The 26597-nt window shown below is 67.2% G+C and carries 23 protein-coding genes and 1 tRNA gene; 17 read left to right on the top strand and 7 right to left on the bottom strand.

Annotated features, from left to right (window positions below; all coding sequences use genetic code 11):
* Nucleotides 1-235: 235 nt before the first annotated feature.
* Nucleotides 236-312, bottom strand: a tRNA-Met gene (locus DFR40_RS02275).
* Nucleotides 313-431: 119 nt separating this feature from the next.
* On the opposite strand from DFR40_RS02275, the gene miaB reads away from it, so the two are divergent.
* Genes miaB through lnt form a run of 5 tightly spaced genes read left to right on the top strand, consistent with a single transcriptional unit; the run spans nt 432 to nt 5455 of the window.
* Nucleotides 432-1769, top strand: a complete 1338-nt coding sequence (gene miaB, locus DFR40_RS02270) for a tRNA (N6-isopentenyl adenosine(37)-C2)-methylthiotransferase MiaB (RefSeq protein ID WP_121456876.1) — start codon at nt 432-434, stop codon at nt 1767-1769.
* Nucleotides 1770-1809: 40 nt separating this feature from the next.
* Nucleotides 1810-2739, top strand: a complete 930-nt coding sequence (locus tag DFR40_RS02265; protein ID WP_245985578.1) for a PhoH family protein — start codon at nt 1810-1812, stop codon at nt 2737-2739.
* Complete coding sequence (ybeY, locus tag DFR40_RS02260; protein ID WP_121456874.1) at nt 2711-3172, top strand: rRNA maturation RNase YbeY; 462 nt, start codon at nt 2711-2713, stop codon at nt 3170-3172. The genes DFR40_RS02265 and ybeY overlap by 29 nt, the downstream gene beginning before the upstream one ends.
* Nucleotides 3173-3177: 5 nt before the next feature.
* Nucleotides 3178-4026 (top strand): CorC family transporter, encoded by an 849-nt coding sequence (locus DFR40_RS02255; protein ID WP_121456873.1) that lies wholly within the window; start codon nt 3178-3180, stop codon nt 4024-4026.
* Nucleotides 4013-5455, top strand: a complete 1443-nt coding sequence (lnt, locus tag DFR40_RS02250; protein WP_121456872.1) for an apolipoprotein N-acyltransferase — start codon at nt 4013-4015, stop codon at nt 5453-5455. The genes DFR40_RS02255 and lnt overlap by 14 nt, the downstream gene beginning before the upstream one ends.
* 4 nt (nt 5456-5459) lie before the next feature.
* On the opposite strand, the gene DFR40_RS02245 is transcribed toward lnt, so the two are convergent.
* Nucleotides 5460-6983: a YiiX/YebB-like N1pC/P60 family cysteine hydrolase gene (locus DFR40_RS02245; RefSeq protein ID WP_121456871.1), complete on the bottom strand. Its 1524-nt coding sequence runs from the start codon at nt 6981-6983 to the stop codon at nt 5460-5462.
* 47 nt (nt 6984-7030) lie between these two features.
* The gene (locus DFR40_RS02240; protein WP_121456870.1) at nt 7031-7735 is read right to left on the bottom strand and encodes a transglycosylase SLT domain-containing protein; all 705 of its coding nucleotides are present in this window, start codon (nt 7733-7735) and stop codon (nt 7031-7033) included.
* A gap of 424 nt (nt 7736-8159) precedes the next feature.
* Between DFR40_RS02240 and DFR40_RS02235 the strand changes: the two genes are divergently transcribed.
* From DFR40_RS02235 to DFR40_RS02190, 10 genes are all read left to right on the top strand, one after another.
* Nucleotides 8160-10193 carry a methyl-accepting chemotaxis protein gene (locus tag DFR40_RS02235; RefSeq protein WP_121456869.1) on the top strand — a complete coding sequence of 678 codons (2034 nt, stop codon included), beginning with the start codon at nt 8160-8162 and terminating at the stop codon, nt 10191-10193.
* Between the two features lie 108 nt (nt 10194-10301).
* Nucleotides 10302-11255, top strand: a complete 954-nt coding sequence (gene glyQ, locus DFR40_RS02230; protein WP_425453924.1) for a glycine--tRNA ligase subunit alpha — start codon at nt 10302-10304, stop codon at nt 11253-11255.
* A 1-nt stretch (nt 11256) separates the two neighbouring features.
* A complete protein-coding gene (gene glyS, locus DFR40_RS02225; protein ID WP_121456867.1) occupies nt 11257-13365 on the top strand; it encodes a glycine--tRNA ligase subunit beta in 2109 nt (702 codons plus the stop codon).
* Between the two features lie 19 nt (nt 13366-13384).
* A complete protein-coding gene (gene gmhB / locus DFR40_RS02220; RefSeq protein WP_121456866.1) occupies nt 13385-13939 on the top strand; it encodes a D-glycero-beta-D-manno-heptose 1,7-bisphosphate 7-phosphatase in 555 nt (184 codons plus the stop codon).
* Nucleotides 13936-14685, top strand: a complete 750-nt coding sequence (locus tag DFR40_RS02215; protein WP_121456865.1) for a lysophospholipid acyltransferase family protein — start codon at nt 13936-13938, stop codon at nt 14683-14685. The genes gmhB and DFR40_RS02215 overlap by 4 nt, the downstream gene beginning before the upstream one ends.
* Entirely contained in the window at nt 14666-15382 is a 717-nt protein-coding gene (locus DFR40_RS02210) for a M48 family metallopeptidase (RefSeq protein ID WP_121456864.1), read from the top strand. The genes DFR40_RS02215 and DFR40_RS02210 overlap by 20 nt, the downstream gene beginning before the upstream one ends.
* Before the next feature lie 10 nt (nt 15383-15392).
* Nucleotides 15393-15776, top strand: a complete 384-nt coding sequence (gloA, locus tag DFR40_RS02205; RefSeq protein WP_121456863.1) for a lactoylglutathione lyase — start codon at nt 15393-15395, stop codon at nt 15774-15776.
* A gap of 62 nt (nt 15777-15838) precedes the next feature.
* The gene (locus tag DFR40_RS02200) at nt 15839-16630 is read left to right on the top strand and encodes a substrate-binding periplasmic protein (protein ID WP_121456862.1); all 792 of its coding nucleotides are present in this window, start codon (nt 15839-15841) and stop codon (nt 16628-16630) included.
* Between the two features lie 8 nt (nt 16631-16638).
* Entirely contained in the window at nt 16639-19674 is a 3036-nt protein-coding gene (locus DFR40_RS02195) for an ATP-binding protein (RefSeq protein WP_121456861.1), read from the top strand.
* A gap of 71 nt (nt 19675-19745) precedes the next feature.
* Nucleotides 19746-20360, top strand: coding sequence for a hypothetical protein (locus tag DFR40_RS02190; RefSeq protein WP_121456860.1), 615 nt, complete (start codon nt 19746-19748; stop codon nt 20358-20360).
* Here DFR40_RS02190 and DFR40_RS02185 read toward each other — a convergent pair.
* Genes DFR40_RS02185 through DFR40_RS02175 form a run of 3 tightly spaced genes read right to left on the bottom strand, consistent with a single transcriptional unit; the run spans nt 20351 to nt 23494 of the window.
* The gene (locus DFR40_RS02185; RefSeq protein ID WP_121456859.1) at nt 20351-21478 is read right to left on the bottom strand and encodes a glycosyltransferase family 4 protein; all 1128 of its coding nucleotides are present in this window, start codon (nt 21476-21478) and stop codon (nt 20351-20353) included. The two genes, DFR40_RS02190 and DFR40_RS02185, sit on opposite strands and share 10 nt — an antisense overlap.
* Nucleotides 21479-21495: 17 nt before the next feature.
* Nucleotides 21496-22680, bottom strand: a complete 1185-nt coding sequence (locus tag DFR40_RS02180) for a glycosyltransferase (RefSeq protein WP_121456858.1) — start codon at nt 22678-22680, stop codon at nt 21496-21498.
* A 1-nt stretch (nt 22681) separates the two neighbouring features.
* The gene (locus DFR40_RS02175; protein ID WP_121456857.1) at nt 22682-23494 is read right to left on the bottom strand and encodes a UDP-2,3-diacylglucosamine diphosphatase; all 813 of its coding nucleotides are present in this window, start codon (nt 23492-23494) and stop codon (nt 22682-22684) included.
* Nucleotides 23495-24107: 613 nt separating this feature from the next.
* On the opposite strand from DFR40_RS02175, the gene DFR40_RS16880 reads away from it, so the two are divergent.
* Both DFR40_RS16880 and DFR40_RS02170 read left to right on the top strand, forming a co-directional pair.
* Nucleotides 24108-24602 (top strand): hypothetical protein, encoded by a 495-nt coding sequence (locus DFR40_RS16880; RefSeq protein ID WP_147431273.1) that lies wholly within the window; start codon nt 24108-24110, stop codon nt 24600-24602.
* Between the two features lie 102 nt (nt 24603-24704).
* Complete coding sequence (locus tag DFR40_RS02170; RefSeq protein WP_121456856.1) at nt 24705-25193, top strand: DUF3592 domain-containing protein; 489 nt, start codon at nt 24705-24707, stop codon at nt 25191-25193.
* Nucleotides 25194-25316: 123 nt separating this feature from the next.
* Here DFR40_RS02170 and phoR read toward each other — a convergent pair whose 3' ends face one another.
* Nucleotides 25317-26597 carry a phosphate regulon sensor histidine kinase PhoR gene (gene phoR, locus DFR40_RS02165; RefSeq protein ID WP_121456855.1) on the bottom strand — a complete coding sequence of 427 codons (1281 nt, stop codon included), beginning with the start codon at nt 26595-26597 and terminating at the stop codon, nt 25317-25319.

Raw genomic sequence — 26597 nt, 5'->3', positions numbered from 1 at the left:
TCGCCACGGCCCCGTGGTTTTGGGAAAGGTTTTTTGCCAAAACCGCCCGCCCACACCCCCCCCTTCCCTCCGGCCGCCAAAGGGGGGGGGGCGCAACCCCCGGCCCCAAACCCCCCCCCCCCCCCCCCGCGGGACATCGCCAGCAGGCTACGACAGCGCTTGCGCCACCTCAACGGCTACCGCATCGGAAAGCAAAAAGCCCAACCGGTTAAGGTTGGGCTTTCGCATGTATTACTGGTGGTGATGGGCAGAATCGAACTGCCGACCTATGGGTTATGAATCCATCGCTCTAACCGTCTGAGCTACATCACCACGCTTAGAGGGCGCGAATTATAGTTGGCCGGCGGCGGCGCGGTCAACCGCGTTATAATGCGCAACTTTTCCGCGTGCGGCTTGCCGAAGCCGCGCCACTGATTTTAAAAAGTTTTCCCATGCCCAAGAAACTATTCATCCGCACTTTCGGGTGCCAGATGAACGAGTACGATTCGGACAAGATGGCCGATGTGCTCAACGCCGCCGACGGAATCGTCAAGACCGACAACCCCGAGGAAGCCGACATCATCCTCTTCAATACCTGCTCGGTGCGCGAGAAGGCGCAGGAGAAGGTGTTCCACGATCTCGGCCGGGTCCGCCACCTGAAACAGAAGAATCCCGACCTGGTGATCGGTGTCGGCGGTTGCGTCGCCAGCCAGGAGGGCGACGCCATCGTCGCCCGCGCGCCCTACGTCGATGTCGTGTTCGGGCCGCAGACGCTGCACCGGCTGCCGCAGCTGATTGCCGAACGCAAGAGCAAGGGCAAGGCGGCAGTCGACGTTTCCTTCCCCGAGATCGAGAAGTTCGATTCGATGCCGCCGGCCGAGGTCAAGGGCGCCAGCGCCTTCGTCTCGATCATGGAAGGCTGCTCCAAGTTCTGCACCTTCTGCATCGTTCCCTACACCCGCGGCGGCGAAGTCTCGCGGCCGTTCACCGACATCCTCACCGAAGTCGCCGACCTCGCCGCGCACGGCGTCAGGGAAGTCACGCTGCTCGGCCAGAACGTCAATGCCTACCGCGGCGACATGGAAGGCACCGACGAGAAGGCCGACCTGGCGCTGCTCATCGAGTACATTGCCGAAGTGCCGGGGATCGAGCGCATCCGCTACACCACCTCGCACCCGCGCGAGATGAGCCAGCGCCTGATCGACACCTACCTCAAGGTGCCCAAGCTGGTCTCGCACCTGCACCTGCCGGTGCAGTCCGGTTCCGACCGCGTACTGGCGGCGATGAAGCGCGGCTACACGGCGCTCGAATACAAGTCGGTAGTCAGGAAGCTGCGCGCCGCCCGTCCCGACATCTCGCTGTCGTCCGACTTCATCGTCGGCTTCCCGGGCGAGACCGACGAGGATTTCGAGAAGACGATGAAGCTGATCGACGACGTCGCCTTCGACGCGTCGTTCTCCTTCATCTACAGCCCGCGCCCGGGCACGCCGGCGCTGGAGCTCGAAGACAGCACGCCGGCCGAGGTCAAGTCGGCGCGCCTGGCCCGGCTGCAGCAGCGGATCGACGAACTGGCGCAGGCGGTCAGCCAAGGCATGGTCGGCAGCATCCAGCGGGTGCTGGTCGAAGGGCCGTCGAAGAAGGACCCGAACGAGGTCGCCGGGCGCACCGACAACAACCGCATCGTGAACTTCGTCGGCAACCCGCGCCTGGTCAACCAGTTCGTCGATGTCAGGATCACCCAGTCGCTGTCCCACAGCCTGCGAGGCGAAATTGTCATCCGCGAAAACTAGGGCCCCCAAGTCCCGGCCGCTCGAGTTCGCCCTCGCGCCGGTGGACAACACCCTGCTCGCCAACCTCTGCGGTCCGCTCGACGAGAACATCCGGCAGATCGAGACCGGGCTGGACGTGGTCATCCGCCGGCGCAGCGAGCGCTTCTCGGTTTCCGGCGAAAAAGCCCAGTTGACCGTGGACGCCCTGCGCCACTTCTACGCACTGGCCCGCCGGCCGCTGTCGGTCGACGAAATCCAGCTCGGCCTGGTCGAGCTGACCAATGCGCCGGTACGCCGGATCGCCGCGGCCCACTCGCCGGTTGACGGTCCACAGCTGATTACCCGCAAAAACGAACTGCACGGCCGCACGCCGCGCCAGGTCGAGTACCTCAAGCACATCCAGGAACACGACATCACCTTCGGCATCGGCCCGGCCGGCACCGGCAAGACCTACCTCGCCGTCGCCTCGGCCGTCGATGCCTTCGAGCGCGACCTGGTCCAGCGCATCATCCTGACCCGCCCGGCCGTCGAGGCCGGCGAACGCCTCGGCTTCCTGCCCGGCGACCTGACGCAGAAGATCGATCCCTACCTGCGCCCGCTCTACGACGCGCTTTACGACCTGATGGGCGCCGACCGTGTCGCCAAGCTCTACGAAAAGCGCGCCATCGAGATCGCGCCGCTGGCCTTCATGCGCGGCCGCACGCTCAACCACGCCTTCGTCATCCTCGACGAGGCGCAGAACACCACGCCCGAGCAGATGAAGATGTTCCTGACCCGCATCGGCATCGGCGCCAAGGCCGTGGTCACCGGCGACATCACCCAGATCGACCTGCCCAAGGGCCAGAAGAGCGGCCTCAAGGAAGCCATGGAGGTCCTGCACGACGTGCGCGGCCTCGCCTTTACCGAATTCCGCAAGGAGGACGTGGTGCGCCACCCGCTGGTCGCCCGCATCGTCGAAGCCTATGAAAAACGCCATCAGCAATCGTCTTAACCTGTCGGTGCAATATGCCTGTAACCGCGAAGGCCTACCCTTGCGGGCGGATTTCGTGCGCTGGGCGAGGGCGGCGCTGATCGGTGGCGGCCAGGTCACCATCCGCCTGGTCGACGCCGACGAAGGCCGGGCGCTGAACGCCGAATACCGCGGCAAGGACTACGCGACCAACGTGCTCTCCTTTCCGTACGAAAGCGAACCGCTGGTGATGGGCGACCTGGTCATCTGCCCCGAGGTCGTCGCCCGCGAGGCCGCCGAGCAAGGCAAGCCGCTGGCGGCGCATTACGCCCACCTGACGGTGCATGGTATGCTGCATTTGCAGGGCTGGGACCACGAGGACGACGGCGAAGCCCTTGAAATGGAAGACGAAGAAAGGACAATACTGGCGGAACTGGGCTACCCCGATCCCTACGGGAACGAATCCGCCGCCTGACGATCATGGACAGTGACAGTAAACCCGGTTTCATCGAACGCCTGACCTCCCTGCTGCTGCGCGAACCCGAAGACCGCGCCCAGCTCATGCAGACCCTCCACGCCGCCTACGAGCGCAACCTGATGGACGCCGACGCGCTGACCATCATCGAAGGCGCACTGGCGGCCTCCGAAACCCGCGTCACCGACGTGATGATCCCGCGGGCCCAGATGGACGTCATCGACATCGACGATCCGCTCGCCGAAATCGTGCCGGTGGTCATCGAGGCCGCCCACTCGCGCTTCCCGGTCGTCGACGGCGACCGCGACAACGTCCTCGGCATCCTGCTCGCCAAGGACCTGCTGCGCATCCACACCGAAGAGAACTTCTCGCTGCGCGACTGGCTGCGTCCGGCCGTGTTCATCCCTGAATCGAAGCGCCTCAACGTGCTCCTGCGCGAGTTCCGCGTCTCGCGCAACCACATGGCGATCGTGGTCAACGAATACGGCGGCGTCGCCGGCCTGGTCACCATCGAGGACGTGCTCGAGCAGATCGTCGGCGACATCGAGGACGAATACGACTTCGACGAAGCCCACGACAACATCCGCCTCGACTCCGCCGGCCGCTACCGGGTCAAGGCGCGCACCGAGATCGAGGACTTCAACGCCGCCTTCTCGACCGCCTTCTCCGACGAGGAATTCGACACCGTCGGCGGCCTCGTCCTGCGCCACCTCGGCCGCGTGCCCAAGCGCAACGAAACCCTGGAGATCGACGGCGTCCGCTTCCAGGTGCTGCGCGCCGACAGCCGCCGGCTGTACACGCTGCTGGTCGATCCCCCCAAGGCCCGCCCCGTCGGCGACGATGCGCCGGTCTGAGCTGGCCGCGCTGCCCGCCGGCGCCGCCGGCGTGCTCTGCTTCGCCCCCTTCGACCTCTTCTGGCTGGCGCCGCTGCCCTGGCTGGCACTGTTCTTCCTGCTGCGCCGGGCGCCGACGCCGCGCCGTGCGGCTGCCGCCGGCTTCCTGTTCGGCCTCGGCTTCTTCGTCGCCGGCGTTTCCTGGATCTTCGTCAGCCTTTCGGTCTTCGGCGGCATGCCCTGGTGGCTGGCCGGCCCGGCGACACTGATCTTCTGCGCGACGATGGCGCTCTACCCGGCACTGGCCGGCTGGACCTTCAAGCGCTGGCAGCCGGCAGCTGACTGGCGCCAGATGCTCTACTTCGCAGCACTGATCGCCACGGTCGACTGGCTGCGCGGCTGGATTTTCACCGGCTTTCCGTGGCTGGCACTCGGCTACACCCAGGCGCCGCCCAGCCCGCTCGCCGGCTTCGCCCCGCTGCTCGGCGTCTACGGCCTGTCGCTGCTGGTCGCCCTGCTCGGTGCTGCGCTGCTGCGCTGGCGGATCGGCCTGCCGCTGCTCGCCGCCTGCGTCGCTGCCGGCTTCGGCCTGCGCCAGATCGACTGGACCGAGCCGGTCGGCGAGCCACTGCGGGTCGCCCTGATCCAGGGCAACATCCCGCAGCAGATGAAGTTCCAGCCGGAAGCCTTCTACCGCACGCTGAGCCTCTACCGCGAACTGGTCGCCACCCATCCGGCGCAACTCACCCTGCTCCCGGAAACCGCCCTGCCCGCTTTCGCCGACCGCCTGCCGCCCGGCTATCTGGACGAACTGAAAGCCCTGGCCGCACGCCAGGGCGGCGACCTGATCGTCGGCACCCTGACCGGCGACCTCGACGGCGCCTACTTCAACAGCGCGCTCAGCCTCGGCGCCGCTCCGACGCAGACCTACAGCAAGAGCCACCTGGTCCCCTTCGGCGAGTTCATCCCCGCCGGTTTTGCCTGGTTCATGGCCCAGGCCGACATCCCGATGAGCAGCTTTACCGCCGGCCCGGCCCGGCAGGCACCGTTGCGCGTCGCCGGCCACGATGTGGCGGTCAACATCTGCTACGAGGATGTTTTCGGCGAGGAGATCATCGCGGCGCTGCCGCAGGCCGGGATTCTCGCCAACCTGTCGAACACCGCCTGGTTCGGCCGCTCGCTGGCACAACCGCAGCACCTCCAGATCGCCCGCATGCGCTCGGCCGAAACCGGCCGCCCGACGCTGCGCGCGACCAATACCGGGATGACCGCGATCATCGACGCCCACGGCAACCTGAGCGCTGCGCTACCGCCATTCACGACCGGCGTCCTGAGCGGCGAAGTACGCGCTTACACCGGCATGACGCCTTACAACCACTGGGGCAACCTCGGCGCCCTCGGCCTGATCGCCCTGCTCCTGCTGGCCGCCCGCCCGGGCCGGCGGCGCTGAAAGCTCAGCGGGCGCCGGTCTCGCCGCGCGCCATCCTGACGACCTCCGATTTCAGCAGGCTGCGCAGGAACTCGCCGCGCTCGGCGACCTGCTCCTTGCCATCGTGGTAGAGCAATTCGACGGCGAAGCTGCCGTCGCCGGTGGCTTCGGCGGCGACATTGTCGGGGCTGATGGTGACGCGGCCGAATTGGCGCCGGGTCGGCCAGCGGACATCGCCGTAGGCGTGATAGACGAGCTCCGAGCAGACGATGCGATCGGTCGACTCGACGTCGAAGTTGAAATCGTAGGCCTTGCCGACCTGGCGCAAGGTCTGCAGTACGGCTTCGGCACGGGCTCCGCTGTCGATCCGGCGCGGGCGCAGGACGGCAAGGTCGTCGATATTGAGGAAATGCGCCAGGGTGTTCATCTTGACCCCGGCGCGGAGCGCCTCGACGACGCCGCGTCCGGCCCGGATCTTGGCCTGATGCGGGCGAACCACCGGGTGCTCCCAGATGCCGAGCTGGCGCAGTTCCGCCTCGCTGCCCACCCAGACCGCGACATGGCCGTAATGGCCGGGAATGAAGGTATCGGTGAGCCGGAAGGGCGTTTTTTCGAGCAGCACGTCGCCGGCCTGCACCGTCCCCGCCAGCTTGGCCAGCACCGGCGCCTGGCCGTCGAGCTTGCCGCGCCGGGTCTCGACCAGGCCGGCGGCATTGCCGAACAGCAGGCTGGACAGATTGACCCCCTCCTTCTGCAGACGATTCAGGGTGTCGACCGAGAAGGCACTGAAGAACCCGAGCATGTTGCCGACGTAGCCGAGCGGCTTCACCTGGCGCACCATCTGGTAGGAGGGGCTCTGCTCGATCAGCGCCGACAGGTAGCGCTCGCCGTCATCCGCAGAACCGGCCAGCATGCCGGCGTGCGCCTCGTACCAATCGACGGCGCGCCGGGTGCGGGCACGATTGACGGCCGAATTGAAGGACAGCGCAATGCGGTTGAGCGCCCCGCGCGGAATCGCGAAACCGCTGTCGCGGCTGTTCAGGTGCTGGCGCAGGAAGGGATTGGCGCGGTACAGGCCGACTGCCGACAGGTAGTTGTCGTAAAGCATCAAGGCCGCCGCCAGCGAGATCGCGACGCCGGCCGCCTGCACCCGTGCGCGCGCCGGATCGTCGGGGATCGGCTGGTCGAGCCAGCATTCGCGTTCGGTGGCCACGGCCAGCAGGCGCCGCCGCTGGTCGAGCAAGGTCGCCGCGCCCTCGTTGAGGCGGCGCAGATCACCGCCGGACAGGGGTTCGCCGCGCGCATCGCGGGCCTTGAGGAGGTCGAGGTAATCGATCGCGCTCGCCCGCAGGCTCAGCACTTCCTCGGTCAAGGCCTGGAATTCGACGATCCGGCTCGCCATCTCGAACGGCGCATCGAGCGCCAGTGGTGCGCCGCATTGCGCGAGCGGCGTCAGCCCGACCCCGAGACCTTCTTCGGCCTGCGCCGGCACCCCGGCCAGGGCGCCGCAGAAGAGCAGTGCAGCCCCGGCAAGCGAAACAGATTTCATCGTCACCCCCGTGAAGAGGGGGCGAATATTACATTGAAATACGTCGATCAGGCACTCTGCCGCGCATGCTGGCGGATCGCCGCCTCGAGACGCTGGCGCTCGGCCATCACCTTGCCCGCGTAACGCTGCTCGGGATCGTTGCTGGCGCCGCCGAACTGCTGCAGGCCGGGAATCAGGCCGCCGTTGCGGGCGATCGATTCGCGCAGGATGCGGGCACCGACCTGGACGTTGGTCACCGGGTCGAAAAACGGCAGCTCGCCGGCATCATCCGGCAGCTTGTCGGCATGGAAGCGCGGCATCACCTGCATCAAGCCCTGGGCGCCGACGACGCTCTGCGAGAACGGGTTGAAACCGGATTCGACACCGATCACGGCAACGATCAGCAAGGGATCGAGGCCAAGCTCGCGGGCGCTGTCCTGCGCCGTGACGAAGATCGGCAGCAGCACTTCATGCGACACCCGGTAACGGCGGGCGACATATTGCAGCGCCTGCTGCATCGTCGGCACCAGGCGCACCTGGTCGAGCGCCACCGGCTGCGTGTCGGCGGCCACCGGCAACTCGCGCTCGCTGGCATTGACGCCGGCCGGGAACATCGCGCGGAAACCATCGACCAGGCCGCCATGGCCCTGGTAACTACCGGCCAGCCCGAGCACGAAAACCAGCCCGGCCAGCATCAAGAATTTGCGGACGACGTGCGAGACGGCCGCGACAACCCGCTGCACGGCGGGGAAAAGGAACTGCGAAGCGAACATGCGCCCTCCTTCACTGTTGCCACCGACAAAAAGCATCGGCGAACGGTTACGGGGGGTACGACACCGGCTCATTCCTCCGCAGGAGGAAGCAGGGTTTCCAGGGGCCGAGTCTGGCCGGAAGGCGGGAAACACCGGTATTGCACCGCAACATGGAGCGCGCATTCTATTGATTTATTGGAGGAAGTCAACCTCTACCCGGAAAATGCGCAATCCCCCGTGGCGACTGGGAAGCGTCCTTTCCGGGGCCCGCCCGCCGGGTCGGCGGCATTGCCATCCGTCTTTAATTGCCTGGCGAGAACGACGATCGGCGCTGTCATTGAGCAAAGTCAAAAATCGACTTTTTGAAACATGATATTTTGTTAAACAAATAATAATTTTCTAATTTTTGAAATTTAAATAACAGCGCAATACTCAAGAGGTCTACATGTTCCAGCGTTTTTCCCGCCTGCCGATGTCCACGCAGGTTCTTCTCGGCATCCTCAGTCTCAGCCTTGGTGCGATGCTCCTGCTCGGCATCTATCTTTCCAGCCACATCCGCAAGGTCGCCCTGCAGGAAGTCGAAGCCGCCCTCAACGTCGAAACCGACCTGATCACCCGCACCCTCGAATATGCCCAGGACAGCCTCGAGCAGCGCGCCACCTTCGCCCTCGACCAGCTCATCAACGACCTGCCGCCGGCACGCCTGACCGGACAGCGCGTCACGCTCGGCGACGGGCAACGCCCCGAACTGATGTTCGGCAACATCCATGGCATTTCCAACCAGGCCTACCTCGACGAGTTCCGCAAGCAGAATGTCGGTCACGAACCGTCCTTCCTGATCCGTGACGGCGACACCTTCTACCGCGCTACAACCCTGCTCAAGGACAAGAACGGCAAATACCGCGACGGCCAGGCAGTCACCGACGACTACACACGCCAGGTGCTGGCCGGCGAAAACTACGCCGGCACGCTGGAGCGCTCGGGCCGCATGTATGCCCTGGCGGCGAAGGCGATCAAGGACGCGCGCGGGGAAATCATCGGCATCGTGACGATGCGCCTTGATGCCGAATCCAACGTCGCCATGCTCAAGGACAAGCTGCGCTCGATTGTCGTCGGCAAGAGCGGCTATCCCTATATCGTTGCCCAGCCAATCGGCGACCTGAAGGAAGGCCGCTTCGTCGTCCATCCGAAGTTCGAGGGCAAGCTGCTGACCGAAGTCGGCAACACCGCCGCCAAGGAGATCATGGAAAAGCTGCTGGCCCAACGCAACGGCACCATGCTCTACGACTGGCTCGACCAGGACGGCAGCCCGCGCGAGAAGATCGTCGTCTTCCGCGAAGTCCCCGATCTTCACTGGATTGTCGCGGTCGGATCCTGGCGCGACGAATTCACCGCCCCCTTCGACAATATCCGCAACGGAATCCTGGTCGCCCTGTTCGCCTTCTCGCTGCTGCTGGTCGGCGCGATAACCTTGCTGATGCGGCGCCAGCTGGCGCCGCTGGCCGATGTCACCGCCGGACTCTCGGCGCTGGGCGCAGGAGAACTGGGCCAGCGCATCGACGTCCCCGAAGATTCCCGCAACGAGATCCACGCGGTAGCCCGCCAGGTCAACGGCACGGCCTCCGCAATGGCCGAACTGGTCGGAACCCTCGGCAATTCGGCCGGCAGCCTGGACGGCTCGGCGCGCGACATGGCGACCTCGGCGCATGCCCTGCGCGATGCGGTCGGCAATCTCTCGGAGACCTTCAGCGACATGAGCGCCAGTTCCGAGCAGCTTTCGGTATCGATCGACCAGGTCGCCGATTCGGCACGCCAGGCAGACGATTCGGCCGGCGGCGCGGTCGGTGAAGTCCAGCTTGGACGCCAGGTCACGCTCGAAGCGATCAATGCCATGCGTCGCGTCGAACAGCAGGTCGGCGCCGCGCTCGCCGAGGTCGAGGCGCTGGGTGCGCACTCGGCCGAGATCGGCCAGGTCGTCACCGCCATCCGCCAGATCGCCGAACAGACCAACCTGCTCGCGCTGAATGCGGCAATCGAGGCCGCACGCGCCGGCGAAGTCGGTCGCGGCTTTGCCGTCGTCGCCGATGAGGTCCGCAAGCTTGCCGAGCAGTCGGCGCACTCGGCCGGGGAGATCGGCCAGATCCTGGGACGGGTCGGCAGCGGCGTCAACAGCGTCCGCGATGTCATCGGCCAGGCAGTGAGCGAAGCCCGCCAGGGCAGCGCCGCCAGCGCCAACGCCGAAAGCGCGCTGGAGCGGATCGAACATGCCACCCGCGAAATCGCCGGGTCGGTGCGCAGCATCGCCGACGCAGTCAAGGAACAATCGGCCTCGGCGCAGAATATTGCCCGCCGCGTCGAATCCGCCGCCACCGTTGCCGAGGAAACCGAAACCGTCGCCGACCGGATGAACGGCAGCGCCGGTCACCTCAGCGAACTGGCCGGCAAGCTGCAGCAGGAAGTCGGCCGCTTCCGCCTCTAAGCGAGGCCAAGGCGGGCGTCAGGGCGCCCGCCCGGGGACCCGCCCTGGCCCGGCAGACGGGCCAGGGCAAGGCAAAACCGAGTAAAATCGAAACTTTCCGATTTTCGAATGCCGCCAATGACGCCCCCCAAGAAACCGACCTTTCAGGAAATCATCCTGCGTCTGCAGCAATACTGGAGCGCCCAGGGCTGCGCCCTGCTCCAGCCGTACGACATGGAAGTCGGCGCCGGCACCAGCCACACCGCCACCTTCCTGCGCGCCATCGGCCCGGAGCCGTGGAAGGCCGCCTACGTGCAGCCGTCGCGCCGCCCCAAGGACGGCCGCTACGGCGAGAACCCCAACCGCATGCAGCACTACTACCAGTACCAGGTGGTGCTCAAGCCGGCGCCGGACAACATCCTCGAACTCTACCTCGGCTCGCTCGAAGCCCTTGGTTTCGACCTGAAGAAGAACGACGTGCGTTTCGTCGAGGACGACTGGGAAAACCCGACGCTGGGCGCCTGGGGCCTGGGCTGGGAAGTCTGGATGAACGGCATGGAAGTGACCCAGTTCACCTACTTCCAGCAGGTCGGCGGCATCGACTGCAAGCCGATCACCGGCGAAATCACCTACGGCATCGAACGTCTGGCGATGTACCTGCAGGGCGTCGAGAACGTCTATGACCTGGTCTGGACCGACGGCCTGACCTACGGCGACGTCTATCACCAGAACGAAGTCGAGCAATCGACCTACAACTTCGAGCATTCCGACGTCGATTTCCTGTTCCACGCCTTCGGCGCGCACGAGAAGCAGGCGCAGCACCTGATGGGCGCGCAACTGGCGCTGCCCGCCTACGAACAGGTGCTCAAGGCCGCGCACACCTTCAACCTGCTCGACGCGCGCGGCGCGATTTCCGTGACCGAGCGCGCCGCCTACATCGGCCGCATCCGCAACCTGGCACGCGCCGTCGCGCAAGCCTACCTCGAATCGCGCGCCCGCCTCGGTTTCCCGATGGCCCCGCGCGACTGGGCCAGCGAAGTCCTCGCCAAGCTCGAAGAACAGAACGCCAAGAAAGCCGCCTGAGATGACCGCCAAGAACCTCCTCGTTGAACTCTTCGTCGAAGAACTGCCGCCGAAGGCGCTGAAGAAGCTCGGCGAAGCCTTTGCCGCCGCACTGGCGAATTCCCTGAAAAATGCCGGTCTGGCAGCGTCGACCGCAAAAGTGACCGCTTACGCCTCGCCGCGCCGTCTCGCTGCACACGTCACCGACGTGCTCGCCGTCGCCGCCGACAAGCCGGTGGTGCAGAAGCTGATGCCGGTTGCCGTCGGCCTCGACGCCAACGGCCAGGCCACGCCCGCCCTGCTCAAGAAGCTGGCCGCGCTGGGCGCCGATGAAAGTGCCGTGGCCGGCCTGCGCCGCGAGAACGACGGCAAGGCCGAGATCCTCTTCTACGACAGCCTGGCCAAAGGCGCGTCGCTGGCCGACGGCCTGCAGAAGGCCATCGAGGCTGCGCTCGCCGCGCTGCCGATCCCGAAGGTGATGACCTACCAGTTGCAGGACGGCTGGCGCAGCGTCAATTTCGTGCGTCCGGCGCACGCGCTGGTCGCGCTGCACGGCGCCGAGGTCGTGCCGGTTTCGGTGCTCGGCCTCGACTCGGGCCGCCAGACCAAGGGCCACCGCTTCGAAGCCGCCATCGATCCAGTGGTGATCGCCGACGCCGACAGCTACGCCGCGACGCTGCTCAAGGACGGCGCCGTGATCGCCTCATTCGCCGAGCGCCGCGCCGAGATCGTCCGCCAGCTTGCAGCGGCCGCCGCCCAGGCCGGCGGCAAGCCGATCGAGGATGATGCCCTGCTCGACGAGGTGACCGCGCTGGTCGAGCGTCCGAACGTGCTGGTCGGCCAGTTCGAGGCAGAATTCCTCGCCGTGCCGCAGGAATGCCTGATCCTGACGATGAAGGCCAACCAGAAGTACTTCCCGCTGCTCGACGCCGCCGGCAAGCTGACCAACAAGTTCCTCGTCGTCAGCAACATCTCGCCGGCCGACCCGAGCGCGGTGATCGGCGGCAACGAGCGCGTCGTCCGTCCGCGCCTGGCCGACGCCAAGTTCTTCTTCGACCAGGACCGCAAGAAGTCGCTGGAAAGCCGCGTCATCGGCCTGTCCAAGGTGGTCTACCACAACAAGCTGGGCACCCAGGGCGAGCGCGTCCAGCGCGTTGCCGCGATTGCCCGCGCCATCGCCGAAGCGCTCGGCGGCGGCGAACTGGTGCAGCACGCCGAACAGGCGGCGGTGCTGGCCAAGGCCGACCTGCTCACCGACATGGTTGGCGAGTTTCCCGAGCTGCAGGGCATCATGGGCCGCTACTACGCCCAGCACGACGGCCTCAACGGCGACGTCGCCGATGCCATCGAAGACCACTACAAGCCGCGCTTCGCCGGTGACAGCCTGCCGCGCGGTCGCGTCGGCACGGTCGTCGCACTGGCCGACAAGCTGGAAACCCTGGCCGGGATGTTCGGCATCGGCCAGATCCCGACCGGCGACAAGGACCCCTTCGCGCTGCGCCGGCACGCGCTCGGCGTCATCCGCATGCTCGCCGAGGGCGACCTGAATCTGGCGGTCGACAGCCTGTTGACGGCAATTTTCGCCCAGTTCAACGGCATCGAGGGCTTCGCCCCGAACCCGCAGGCGCTCGCCGACTTCATCTACGAACGCCTGGCCGGCAGCCTGCGCGAGCAGGGTTACACGGCGCAGGAAGTCGACGCCGTGGTCAGCCAGCGGCCGCAACGCCTGGGCGACCTGGTCAAGCGCCTGGCCGCGGTGCGCGCCTTCTCGGCGCTGCCGGAAGCCGCCGCGCTGGCCGCCGCCAACAAGCGGGTCGGCAATATCCTGAAGAAGGCCGACGGCGGCGTCGAAGCCCGCGTCGATGCGGCGCTGCTGCGCGAAGCCGCCGAAAGCGCGCTGCACGCGGCACTGGTCGAGGTCGTGCCGCAGGCCGACGCAGCCTTCCTCACCGGCGACTACAGCGAATCGCTGCAGGTCCTGGCCCGGCTGCGCGCCCCGGTCGATGCCTTCTTCGACGGCGTCATGGTCAATGCCGACGACCCGGCGCTCAAGGCCAACCGCCTCGGCCTGCTGGCCATGCTGCACGCGGCGATGAACCGCGTCGCCGACCTGTCCAAGCTGTCCGCCTGATTCCGCGAAAGCCGCGCCCATGAAACTCGTGATCCTCGACCGTGACGGCGTGATCAACTTCGATTCCGCCCAGTTCATCAAGAGCCCGGAGGAATGGAAGCCGATCCCGGGCAGCCTGGAAGCGATCGCGCGGCTCAAGCAGAACGGCTATCGCGTCGTCGTCGCCACCAACCAGTCGGGGATCGGCCGCGGCCTGTTCGACATGGACACGCTCAACCGCATCCACAAGAAGATGCACAAGGCGGCCTTCGAACTCGGCGGACGGATCGACGCGATCTTCTACTGCCCGCACACCGCCGATTCGAAGTGCGAGTGCCGCAAGCCCAAGCCGGGCATGTTCAAGCGCATCGCCGAGACGCTCAACGCCGACCTCAACGGCGTCGCCACCATCGGCGACTCGCTGCGCGACCTGCAGGCCGGCGCCGCCGCCGGCTGCCAGCCGCTGCTGGTGCTCACCGGCAAGGGCGAGAAGACGCGCGACGAGGGCGGCCTGCCCGAAGGCACGCTGATCTTCGCCAACCTCGCGGCGGCGGTCGACCACCTGCTCAGCCGGGAAACCAAGGAAAAGAAATGAACGCAGTCCGCTCCACCCTGTTCATGGCCTACGTGATCGTCTGGTCGGCGCTCAGCGCGCCGCTGGTGATGATCGCCGGGCCGCTGCTCGGCGGCGTCTGGGCCTACCGTTTCGGCCGCGTCTGGCGCCTCGGCACGCAATGGGGCGTCGAGCACCTGCTCGGCATCCGGGCGCGGGTGATCGGCCGCGAGAACATGCCGGCCGAAGCCTGCGTGATCATGGCCAAGCACCAGTCGGCGTGGGAAACGATGACCCTGCAGGACTGTGTGCCGGACGGCGCCTTCTGCGTCTTCGTGCTGAAGAAGGAACTGCTCAGGCTGCCGCTGGTCGGCTGGGGGCTGGCGGCGATGAAGATGATCTCGATCGACCGCGCCGCCGGCAAGAACGCCCTCGACCAGGTCGTCACCCAGGGCCGCGAGCGCCTCAAGCAGGGTTTCTACGTGATCATCTTCCCCGAGGGCACGCGCGTGCCGCCGGGCGAAAAGCGGCGCTACAAGCCGGGCGGCGCCTACCTGGCGACGCACGTCGGCTGCCAGGTCGTGCCGGTCGCCCACAACGCCGGCGAGTACTGGCCGCGCCAGGCTTTCCTGAAGACGCCCGGGACCGTCACCATCAGCATCGGCCCGGCCTTCGACGCCAGCGGCATGAGCGACGCCGAGGTCAACCAGCGCGTCGAGGACTGGATCGAGGCCGAGATGCGCCGCCTCTCGCCGCACCGCTATCCGGATGCCGCCACGTCCGCCTGAGTCGGCGCAGCAGATCGTCCTCGCCGGCCAGCGCATCGCCTACGCCCTGCGCCGCAGCAGCCGGCGCAGCATCGGCCTGAGCATCGACCAGCGCGGCCTGCGCGTCGGCGCCCCGCTGCGTGCCAGCCTGCACGACGTCGAGACGCTGATCCGCGCACACGGCCAGTGGGTGCTCGACAAGCTCGCCGCCTGGCGCGAGCGGCCACCGCCGGCCCGGCTCGAGATCGCCGACGGCAGCCGCATTTTTGTCCTCGCCCAGGCGTTGACCGTCAGCTTGGCGAACGGCACCCGTGCCCGCTGGCAGTTCGCCGGCGACGAAATCCGCCTGACCGTGCCGTTGACGGTCGACCCGGCAAAAGTGCTGGAAACCGCCCTGCGCGAACACGCCCGCACCCACTTCCAGGAACGCCTGGCGGTGCACGCGCCGCGCCTCGGCGTCGCCGTGCCGCCGCTGCGCCTGTCGTCGGCGCGCACCCGCTGGGGCAGCTGCAGCGCGCGCGGCAACATCGCGCTGAACTGGCGCCTGGTGCTGCTGCCGCCGGCGATCGTCGATTACGTCGTCTGCCACGAACTGGCCCACCTCAAGGAAATGAACCACAGCCCGCGCTTCTGGTCTGTCGTCGAACAGCTTTGCCCCGACTGGCGCCGCCTGCGCCTCGACCTGCGCCGGCTCGGCCGGCAACTCCCCCACTTCTGAAAGGAACCCCATGCGCATCCTGCACACCATGCTCCGCGTCGGCAATCTCGACCGCTCGATCGCCTTCTACACCGAAATCCTCGGCATGCAGCTGCTGCGCCGCCAGGACTACCCGGACGGCCGTTTCACGCTGGCCTTCGTCGGCTACGGCAGCGAAGACAGCCAGGCCGTGCTCGAACTGACGCACAACTGGGACACCGCCAGCTACGAGCTGGGCAACGCCTACGGCCACATCGCGCTGGCCGTGCCCGACGCCGCCGCGGCCTGCGCCGCGATCAAGGCGCGCGGCGGCAAGGTGGTGCGCGAGGCCGGCCCGATGAAGCACGGCACGACGGTGATTGCCTTCGTCGAGGACCCGGACGGCTACAAGGTCGAGCTGATCGAGCGCGATTGACCCTGCTGCCGGCGGGTTTTTGTTACACTAAAGTCACCAAAATTATTATTCAGGTGGCAAAAATGCTGAAAGCAAAATCCCTCCTCGCGGCCCTGCTGTTCGCGCTGGCCTTGCCGGCCGCCGCCCAGAGCGCTGCCCTGGAGCGGATTGCCGCCAGCAAGTCGGTGCGCGTCTGCATCTGGCCGGACTATTTCGGGATCAGCTACCGCGACCCGAAGACCCGCCAGTTGTCCGGCATCGACATCGACCTGGCCAAGGCGCTCGGACGCGATCTCGGCGTCGACGTCGAGTTCGTCGACAGCGCCTTTGCCCGGCTGATCGACGACGTCACCCAGGAACGCTGCGAGATCGCCATGTTCGCCATCGGCATCACCCCGCAACGCCAGGAAAAACTGCGCTTCACCAAGCCGCACCTGGCCAGCGACATCTACGCGATCACCAGCAAGAGCAACCGGCGCATCCGCCAGTGGAGCGACATCGACCAGCCCGGCGTGGTCGTCGCCGTCGCCCGCGGCACGCTGCACGAGCCGGTGATGAAGGCGCGCCTGAAGGCGGCGACGCTGCGCGTGCTCGACACGCCGCACGCCCGCGAACGCGAGGTCGAGGCCGGCCGCGCCGACGTCTTCATGACCGATTTCCCGTTCAGCCTGCGCATGCTCAGGACCACCGACTGGGCCCGCCTGATCAAGCCGGAAGGCAGCTATCACATGACCGCCTACGGCTGGGCGATGCGCCCCGGCGACGACCGCTGGCACGCCCGGGTCGAGGACTTCCTCGGCCGCGCCAAGCGCAGCGGCGAACTCAAGGCCTACGCCGAGCGCCACGGCCTGGCGCCGATCGTCGTCCTCGACTGACAACACCGATGCAGATGCCGCCGGACCGCCGGACCGCGATGCTGACCAGGCTGTTGATCGGCCTGCAGGCAGCGCTGTTCGTGCTCATCCTCGGCGGCAGCCTGACCCACATCTACCGGCTGCGCCAGGACGCGCTCGCCGAGCATCTCAATGCGGCCCGCGCCAACGCCCGCGTCTTCGAGGAGCAGCTGACGCAGACGCTGACCTCGACCGAGCTGACGCTGCAGGGCCTGCCCGAACTGCTCGACGGGCCGCGCCCGGACAGCGTCAAGCTGTCGCAGCAACTCGAACGCACGCTCGGCCGCCTGCTCTTCCTGCGTTCGCTCTCGGTCGCCGACCGCAACGGCCGCATCCTGGCCAGCTCGAACCCGGACAACATCGGCCGCCACGTCGACAGCAGCAGTTTCCAGCCGCCGCGCGAAAGCGGCGAAACCGCCGGCTTCCTGCGCCTCGGCCCGCCCTGGCAAGGCCGCGACCTGGCCGACGGCACCCCGACCACGGCCCGCTCGCCGATTCCGCCGGACAGCCCGAACTTCTTCCCGCTGGTCCGCGAAAGCGAGGTCGACGGCCAGCGCCTGCAGTTCATCGCCACGGTCAACCCGGACTACTTCCTCAACCACTTCTCGCACCATGTCAGCCCGGACCTGACGCTGGTCGAGATCCTCGACTACCAGGGCATCGTCATGCTTTCGTCGCGCGACGACCTGATGCCCGGCAGCCGCCATCTCGACGGTGCGCCGCTGGCGGCGATGCGCGATCAGGAGATCGGCAGCCTCAGCGACGACCGCGAACGCGAGCGGCCGATGCTGACCGCCTACCGCGCCTCGCGCAGCTACCCGCTGTTCGTCCTCGTCCATGTCGACCACGACGGCGCCCTCGCCCGCTGGCAGGAAGAAGCCCGGACGACGCTGGCAATCACCGCGCTGGCGCTGCTCGTGATCATGATCCTGAGCAGCCTGCTGATCGGCCGCATCCGTCGCGGCCTGATCGACGAAGCCCGGCTCCACCACGAGCGCCAGCTCGCCGCCCAGGTCTTCGAGAACAGCACCAGCGGCATCCTCGTCACCGACGCCGAACAGCGGATTCTGGCGGTCAACCCGCAACTCGAGCAGGTTTCCGGCTACACCGCCGACGAACTGATCGGCCACACGCCGGCAATCTTCGCGTCGGGCAAGCAGGACGCCGATTTCTACCGGGCGATGTGGCAGCAGATCGCCAGCGCCGACATCTGGCGTGGCGACATCGTCAACCGGCGCAAGGACGGCCGCCTGATCGAGGAATGGCTGACCATCTCGGTGGTCCGCGACAGCGCCGGGCGGCTGGTCAATTACCTCGGCGTGTTCGAGGACATCACCGAGCAGCGCCTCCAGGCCCTGCGCCTGAAACGCCAGCTGGCGGCGCTGCGCGCGCTCAACGAGATCTCGACGCTGAGCGGCCTGAGTCCGCGCGAAACGCTGCGTCGGGCGCTGCAGCTGTCGAGCCAGCACCTGCACCTGGAATTCGCGATCATCAGCCACATCGACGTCGATCACGACCTCTACCGCATCGACGTCCAGGTCAGCCCCGGCGAGGCGCTCGCCGACCACCAGGAATTCCCGCTCGGCGACACCTACTGCAGCGAGATCATCCGCCGCGATGCCCTCTTCCAGCTGGCCAACGCCGGCGAGTCCGAGTTCCGCGAGCATCCCTGCTTCCGCGACTTCAAGCTGGCCGCCTATCTCGGCGCCCCGATCCGCGTCGACGGCAGCCTCTACGGCACCCTCAACTTCTCGTCGCAAACGCCGCGCGACCACGACTTCGACCCGTCCGACATCGAGTTCATGCTGCTGCTGGCGCGCTGGGCCGGCGCCGTCATCGAGCGCATGCGCGCCGTCGAGCAACTCGAGCGCGCCCGCGTTGCCGCCGAGGCGGCCAGCGTCGCCAAGGGCAGCTTCCTGGCCAACATGAGCCACGAGATCCGGACCCCGATGAACGGCGTCATCGGCATGGCCGAACTGCTGCTGGCGACGCCGCTTGCGCCCGAGCAGCGCGACTACGCCGAAACCATCCGCCACAGCGCCGACGGCCTGCTCGGCCTGATCAACGACGTCCTCGACTTTTCCAAGGTCGAAGCCGGCAAGCTGCAGCTCGAATGCATCGCCTTCTCGCCGGCCGAGATCCTCCACGACACGCTGGCCCTGCTCCGCCACCAGGCGACGCTCAAGGACCTCGCCCTCGACGGCCACCTGGCCGCCGACCTGCCGCCCAGCCTGGTCGGCGACCCCGGCCGGCTGCGCCAGATCCTGATCAACCTGGTCGGCAACGCCGTCAAGTTCACCGCCAGCGGCGGCGTCCGCGTCGACTTCGCCTGCCGGCCGATAGCCGGCCAGCCGGCGGCGACGATGCTGCTGATCAGCGTCGCCGACAGCGGCATCGGGATGCCGCCGGAGATCGTCGACGGGCTGTTCTCGCCGTTCTTCCAGGGCGACGCCTCGACCACCCGGCAATTCGGCGGCACCGGCCTCGGCCTGTCGATCTGCAAGCGCCTGCTCGAACTGATGGGCGGGCGCATCGCCGTCGAATCGACGCCCGGCCAGGGCAGCACCTTCCGCTGCGAAGTACCGGTCGGCATCGCCGCCACCCCGCCGGTCGCCGAACCGGCGGCCGCCGCCAGTGGCGAAATCCGCGCCGGCCTGCGCGTGCTGCTGGTCGAGGACAACGCCATCAACCAGAAGGTTGCCGGTGCACTGCTCGACCGTTTCGGCTGCCACCACGCCGCCGTCGGCAACGGCGCCGAAGCCCTGGCGCGGCTGCGCGAGGAAGCCTTCGACATCGTCCTGATGGACTGCCAGATGCCGCTCATGGACGGCTTCGAGGCGACCCGCCGGCTGCGCGCCGGCGAGGCCGGCGACGCGGCGCGGACGCTGCCGGTGATCGCGATGACGGCCAACGCCATGCAGGGCGACCGCGAGGCCTGCCTGGCCTGCGGCATGAGCGACTACCTGGCCAAGCCGGTGAACAACGCCGCGCTCAGGGAAGCACTGGCGCGCTGGTCGAACGCCTGAGAAAGGCGATCCGGATCAAGGCCGGCAGCCCGGCGAGGCGCCAAAATCGCCGCCGTCACCTGGAGACCGCGATGAGCTTTCCCGACTATTTCGCCGCCATTCCGCCGCTGCGCGTCCACGACCCGCTCGCCGAACTGCTTGGCGCCCCGGCCGACGGCCTGATCGACTACCACTTCGCCGACGCCGTGCGCCTGGCCGGCCACGCCTGCCCGACGGTGGCCGGCGCCTGGCTGCTCACGGTGCGGGCGCTCAAGGTGCTCTACGGCCAGCGCCTGCCGGAGCGCGGACGGATCGCCGTAGCCTTGCCCGAGCGCCTCGAGCAGGGCGTCGCCGGCGTCATCGGCAGCGTTGTCGGGCTGCTCACCGGGGCCGCCGGCAATGGCGGCTTCAAGGGGCTGGGCGGCCGCCACGGGCGCCGCGACCTGCTCCGCTACGGGGTCGCCGACGTCGCCGGCATCGCCTTCACCCGGCTCGATTCGGGACGCGCGGTGGACTGCCAGCTCAAGCTCGACCGTGTCGCCGGCGATCCGGCGCTGCCCACGCTGCTCGCCGCCATCCTCGACGGCAGTGCCGACGCTGCGCAGCGCCGGCAGTTCGCCGCAGCCTGGCAGGATCGCGTCCGCCGCCTGCTGGTCGAACACGCCGACGACCCGGCGCTGGTCGATATCCGCATCCTTCAGGAATAGCCGTCGATCGCCTCGCGGGCGACCCGCTCGAAGGCGGCGACAACCGCCGGCCAGCTGCGCCCGAGCATCGCTGCGCGGGCCCGCCCGGCGATGCCGGCGAGGCGCGGGCGATCGGCCAGCGCCCAGCGGGCGGCGGCGATGAAGGCGGCCTCGTCGCCGGGCGCCGCAACCAGGCCGTTGGCGCGATCGTCGATCAGCTCGGCCGCCGCCGCGCTGCGGTAGGCAACCACCGGCAGGCCGCTGGCCATCGCCTCGGCGACCACGTTGCCGTAGGTTTCGCTGAGGCTGGGAAAGAGGAACAGGTCGGCGCTGGCGTAGTGGGCGGCGAGGTCCTCGCCGTGGCGCATGCCGGAAAAATGCTGTTCCGGGTGGTCGACCGTCAGACGCGCCGCCGACGGCCCGTCGCCGACCCAGACCAGGCGCGCCCCGGGATGCTCGGCACGGAGCGCGGCAAAGCAGCGCTCGACCAGCGCCAGGTTCTTTTCCGGCGCCAGCCGGCCGACGTAAAGGCAGACCGGGTCGGCCTCGCCGGCGCCCCAGGCGGCGCGCAAGGCGGCGCTGCGCCGGGCCGGGTCGAACAGGCCGGCATCGACGCCACGGCCGACCACGCGCACGCCGGGCACGCCCTCGCCGGCCAGGTCGGCGGCCAGCGCCGCGGTCGGTACCAGCGTCGCCAGCGTGCGCCGGTGCAGGGTGCGCAGGTAGGCGGCCAGCGCCGGGCGCAACCAGCCGACGCCGTAATGCACGCAGTAGCGGTCGAAGTTGGTGTGGAAGCCCGAAGTCACCGGGATGCCGAGGCGGCGTGCGGCGCTCACCGCCGACCAGCCGAGCGGCCCTTCGGTGACGACATGGACCAGGTCCGGCCGGCGGGCGCGCCAGCGGCGCTGCAGCGCGCGCCCGGCGGGCAGGCCGAGGCGCAGCCCGGGATAGCCGGGCAGCGGCGCCCCCGGCAACGGAAAATCGTGCTCGCCGGCAGCATCGTCGGCGCCCTGGCGCGGACGCAGCACCTCGACGCGGTGGCCGCGTTCGCGCAGGCCGCCGACCAGGCGACCGACGGTCATGGCGACGCCATTGACTTCCGGCGGGTAGGTTTCGGTGACGAAGGCAATCTCGAGCATCGGGCGTTCTCCCGGATTCAGGCGGGTTTTGCGGTCGACACCGCAAAACGGGCATTTTTCGCCGTCGCCAGCTGACGGTAGAGCGTCGCCAGCCGCGCCGCCATCGCCGTGTCCGACCAGTCGCGTGCGCAGTCCAGCGCCGAGCGCGCCAGGTGGCCCCAGGCCCCGGGGTAGGCGAGCAGGTGGCCGAGCGCCTCACCGAAAGCCTGCGGGTCGTCGGGCGGCGTCAGGCAGCCGCGGCCGTCATCGAGGATGTCGGCGGTGCCCATCGCCGACAGCGCGACCACCGGCAGGCCGGCGGCCATCGCCTCGAGCAGGACCAGGCCCTGGGTCTCGGTGCGCGACGCGAAGACGAAGGCATCGGCCGCCGCGTAGCAGGCCGGCAGCGCGCTGCGCCGGTCGAGATAACCGATGAAGCGGACCGAATCGGTCAGCCCGAGGGCGGCGACGCGCGCCTGCAGTTCGGGCATCGCCGGCCCCTCGCCGGCCACGACGAGGAGGATCTGCGGCTGCAGGCGATGCGCATGCTGCAGCGCCTCGAACAGGAAGCCGATGTTCTTTTCGTGGGCGACGCGGCCGACGAACAGCGCCACCGGCCGCGTCGGCGCGATGCCGTGGGCGGCACGGAAGGCGGCGCCGTCGCCGGCGGCGAACTGGCCGAGCGGGATGCCGGTCGGCAGCACGTGCAGCGGCCGCTGCACGCCGTAGGTGAGCAGCCGGTCGCGCATCGCCCGCGACGGCACGACAACCGCGTCGAGCCCGTTGCACTGGCGCCGCGACAGCGCCCGCGCCTGGCGTCGCAGCCAGCCGGCGGGCAGCCAGGGCGCGTAATGCTCGACGTACTCCTCGAACAGCGTGTGGTAGGTGGCCAGCACCGGCAGCCCGTGGCGACGGGCCGCGGCGAGGCCGGCGTAGTGGGCGACGAAGGGCGTCTGGATGTGGATCGCGTCGCACTCGGCCGCTGCCGCGTGCACCGCCGCGTGCATCGCCCGCCAGCCGACCAGCCGGTCCTCGCGGTCGCCCGGCACCGGCCGCCCGGCGACGCGGACGATGCCCGGCGCCTCGGGCTCGTCGCCGTAGCGCGGCACCACCAGGCGGACCTCGACGCCTTCGCCGGCGAGCGTGCGGCGGAAGGTCTCGATCGACGTGGATACGCCGTTGACCCGCGGGAAATAGACATCCGACACCATCAATACGCGCATTTCAGGCCTCTGCCGTTTCGCTTTCGTTGACCGGCCCTGCGGCCGGGGCGGCCAGCCGCCGGGGTTCGGGAAGGGCGCTGCCGGCGCCCCAGGCAACCAGTTCGAGGCGACCGTCGAAATGCTCGACGATGGCCGTGCAGGAATCGACCCAATCACCGCAGTTGATGTAGGCCAGGCCGTCGATCTCGCGCATCGTCGCCCAGTGGATGTGGCCGCAGATGACACCGTCGAGGCCGCGCTCGCGGGCGTGATGGACGGCCGATTCCTCGAAGTCGAAGATGAAATTGAGCGCCGTCTTGACCCGCCGCTTGGCGTAGCCGGCCAGCGACCAGTAGCCGGGCCGGCCGAGCTTGCGGCGGATCCACGACAGCCAGTGGTTGAGGCGGACCAGCAGGTCGTAGGCCTTGTCGCCCAGCACCGCGACCCAGCGGTGATGGCGCGTCACCTGGTCGAACTGGTCGCCGTGGATGAGCAGGAAACGGCGACCGTCGGCGGTTTCGTGCACCATCTCGTCGACCACCTCGATCTCGCCGAAGACGATGCCGCAGTATTCGCGCAACACCTCGTCGTGGTTGCCGGGGATGAAGACGACACGCTCGCCGGCACGCGCCCGGCGCAACAGTTTCTGGACGACGGTGTTCTGCGCCTGGGTCCAGCAGATGCTGCGACTCATCGCCCAGAAATCGACGATGTCGCCGATCAGGAAAGTCTGCTCGGCCGGGTGCTCGCGCAGGAAATCAAGGAGCCGCTCCGCCTGGCACGCCCGCGTGCCGAGGTGGATGTCGGAGAGGAACAGGCTTCTGACTTTGGGCATGCGCCGACGATAGCCAGCCCGGATGAAGGCTTCGTGACAGCGCCGTGACGCGATGATGAAAGGCGACGGTGCGGGCGGGCGGCGGCAGGCTACTGCCGGATGTGGCGGATGATTGATCAGGAGATGGGCTTCAGATAATCTCCATGTCATTCAAACCCTTACAAGTGCCCCAGTCGCGCCCGTGTTATTGCTGATGACCCGGACGTTTTTGCTGGGAAATAACTGTTAGACCACTATGAGCCGCATGTCGCAGAAGGAAAAAGGAAATCTATGGCTTGGCCTATCGAGCGTCTTCTTTTTGCTCGCTTCGCTTTCCTATACCGCCCCCACGTCTTCGACTACGACAGGCCGTTGGGCTTGGCTTCACAATACCTTTTCCAGCCTGTTCGGCGCTTGGGGTGAGGTAGTCTTATTTTCTGTTTTGGGTTGCATTGGTATCGTGGTTGCAATATTCAACTTTCGGGTAGCAAATCACGACAAATCAAATGCTTAACCAACGTCTCGCAAGTACCGACTTTTACGCTTTGGGCTATCAGCCTAACCCGCCGCGCCAGAGGGACGCTTCGCTAGCAAGCCGACTTCGGGCCACTGAGCTAGCACGTTGGGCATTTCGATGAATCCTATTGAAGTCATCAAGGCTAAGCGTCAACACCTAACGCGAATGGCAAATCAAAGCGGTGCGTCCGGCGAGTTGAGCGCACTGGCAGAAATGGAACACTGGGTCCCTCGGCCACGAGGTGCTGGCTTGAAGGTTTTGTTGTCCGCCTTGGCTGAAATTGGCGTGGTGATCAAAGGATCCAGCTTTGACGCTGTTGCTTTTCCAACTGCTGAGGAAATTGACTTCACCAATCCCGTTGCGGTCCGTTCTGCTTTGCCAAGAATGACCTTTATCGAAATCAAGACCGCTAACCAAGAGCGGGTTCGCCCTGGCTTTACTGGTTTCTTTTTCGCGCTAACTGAAGGAGAAATAGCCGCCGCCGACGCGTTGAAAGAAAGGCACCGCGTTGCGCTGTACAACAATGTGACGGGAGAGCTACTTCTTACTTCAGTACCCGAAATTTTGGCACGGACAAAATCAATGAACTGGCAGATTTCAGTTCAACTATAGGTATCGGGTTAGTGTGATCACACGACACCCACTCCACCATTCCTCGGGACCTGTGCAAAAAGCCGCGCAGGCCGCTCAAAGCTAAGCTAAGCATCAAAAACCATGCTCGACTATCTTCACCGCATGCTCGATCTGGCGCTCCGCAAGGAGTTGCAGGGCATCCACTTCTGGGCGACGCTGTATGTGCTCGTCGTCCTCGCCGGTTCGCTGTGGCATGCACTGCGCGTTCGCCGGTGGCCGCAGGTGGAAGGGCAGCTTCTCGACCTTGGCATTCGTCCGCTGGGCGGCCCCGATCCTGGCACCCGAGACCAGGACTACGTTCCTTCGGCACTCTATCGGTATGAGGTGAATGGCCGGTCCTATACGGGCCAAGGCATCTCGATATGGAAAATGTCGGCCTCGGGCATGCTCAGGAACACGGCGAAACTGCTGCCGGCGCAGGTCTGCCCCGACGAAACGGGGCGGGTCGCCATCTACTACAACCCCGGGCGTCCGGAGAAGAGCCTGCTCTTGCGGCCGGGTTGGCCCAGCATCAGCTTTTTGTCGGCGCTCATTTTTCTGACCACAGCCTTCTATCTCTGGCGCTTGTGAGGGCAACGAGCCCGACATCCGGCATTCGCATCGCGCCGGACGTCGTCGCAAGAGCTCCCGCAAATTTCACGGTCGACGTCCGGTTTTCGGCATTTTTGCCGGGTCGACCGTCAACGTCGGGGGTCAGAGGCCGGTGACGCGGCTGGCCGGGAAGCGGGTGGCGAAGCGGCTGCCTTCGCCGGGTTTGCTGGTGATCTCGAGCGTTGCCTGGTGGCGGTTGAGCGAGTGCTTGACGATCGCCAGGCCGAGGCCGGTGCCGCCGGCGTCGCGCGAGCGGCCGCGGTCCACGCGGTAGAAGCGTTCGGTCAGCCGCGGGATGTGCTTGGGGTCGATGCCGATGCCGGTATCCTGGACGGCGAATTCGGCGCCTTCGGCGGAGATTTTCCAGATCAGCGTGATCGTGCCGCCGGCCGGGGTGTAGCGGACGGCATTGGCGACCAGGTTGGCAAGCGCGCTGACCAGTTCCGATTCGGCGCCGAGCAGGTCGCCCTGGCCGTCGCTGTCGAGGCGGATGTCGTGGCGGCCGGCGGAGAGTGCGACGGCGTCGCGGTAGAGCTTGTCCACCAGGCTGGCCATGTCCACCGGCTGGTCTTCCGGCGGCGGTGCCGATTCGATCGACGACAGCGTCAGCAGGTCCTGGACGATCGACTGCATGCGTTGCGACTGCTCGCCCATCAGTTGCAGGTAGTGGCGGCGCGAGTCGGCGTCGAGTTCGATTTCCTGCAGCGTCTCGACGAAACCGGAGAGCACGGTCAGCGGCGTGCGCAGCTCGTGCGAGACGTTGGCGACGAAGTCGCGGCGCATGCTGTCGAGGCGGTCGGTCTGGGTGATGTCCTTGACCTGCAGCAGCCAGTGGTCTTCGGCGTAGGCGATCAGGTAGAGCGAGAGCACGCGCTCGAAGTAGCGGTCGAGGCGGAGCACCAGCGGCCGCGTGAAATCGCCCTTGCCGAGGTAGTCGATGAAGCGCGGCTGGCGGACGATGTTGGCGATGGCGGCGCCGCGGTCGGTGCTGCTGTCGATGTCGAGCTGGCGCTCGGCGGTCTTGTTGCAGAACTGGATGCGGAACTCGCCGTCAAGCAGGACGATGCCGTCGTTCATCGCATGCACGGCGGCAATCAGGCGGGCGATATCGCGCTCGCGGTGCTCGATCTTCTCGAGCAGTTCCTTCTCGTGGCGGTAGAGGCGGCGGAAGACCGCATCCCACTCGCCGTCGCCTTCGAGGCTGGCGTCGAGCACCGGCTTGTGCGACCAGCGTTCGAGGCGCGAGAAGTTGCGGTAGTGCATCGCCAGGTGCACGCTGAGGCCGATGTAGAAGAGCACCCAGCCCATCCAGGTTTCCCCGAAATAACCGAGCAGGAATGCAATGACGGCGGTGAAGGCGCCGTAAGCCAGGGCTCGCTGCAC

This window comes from Azonexus fungiphilus (genome assembly GCF_003634965.1).
GTDB classification, from domain to species: Bacteria; Pseudomonadota; Gammaproteobacteria; order Burkholderiales; family Rhodocyclaceae; genus Azonexus; species Azonexus fungiphilus.
The sequence above is the reverse complement of the archived record's forward strand: the minus strand, read 5'-3'. Positions and strand labels throughout refer to the sequence as shown.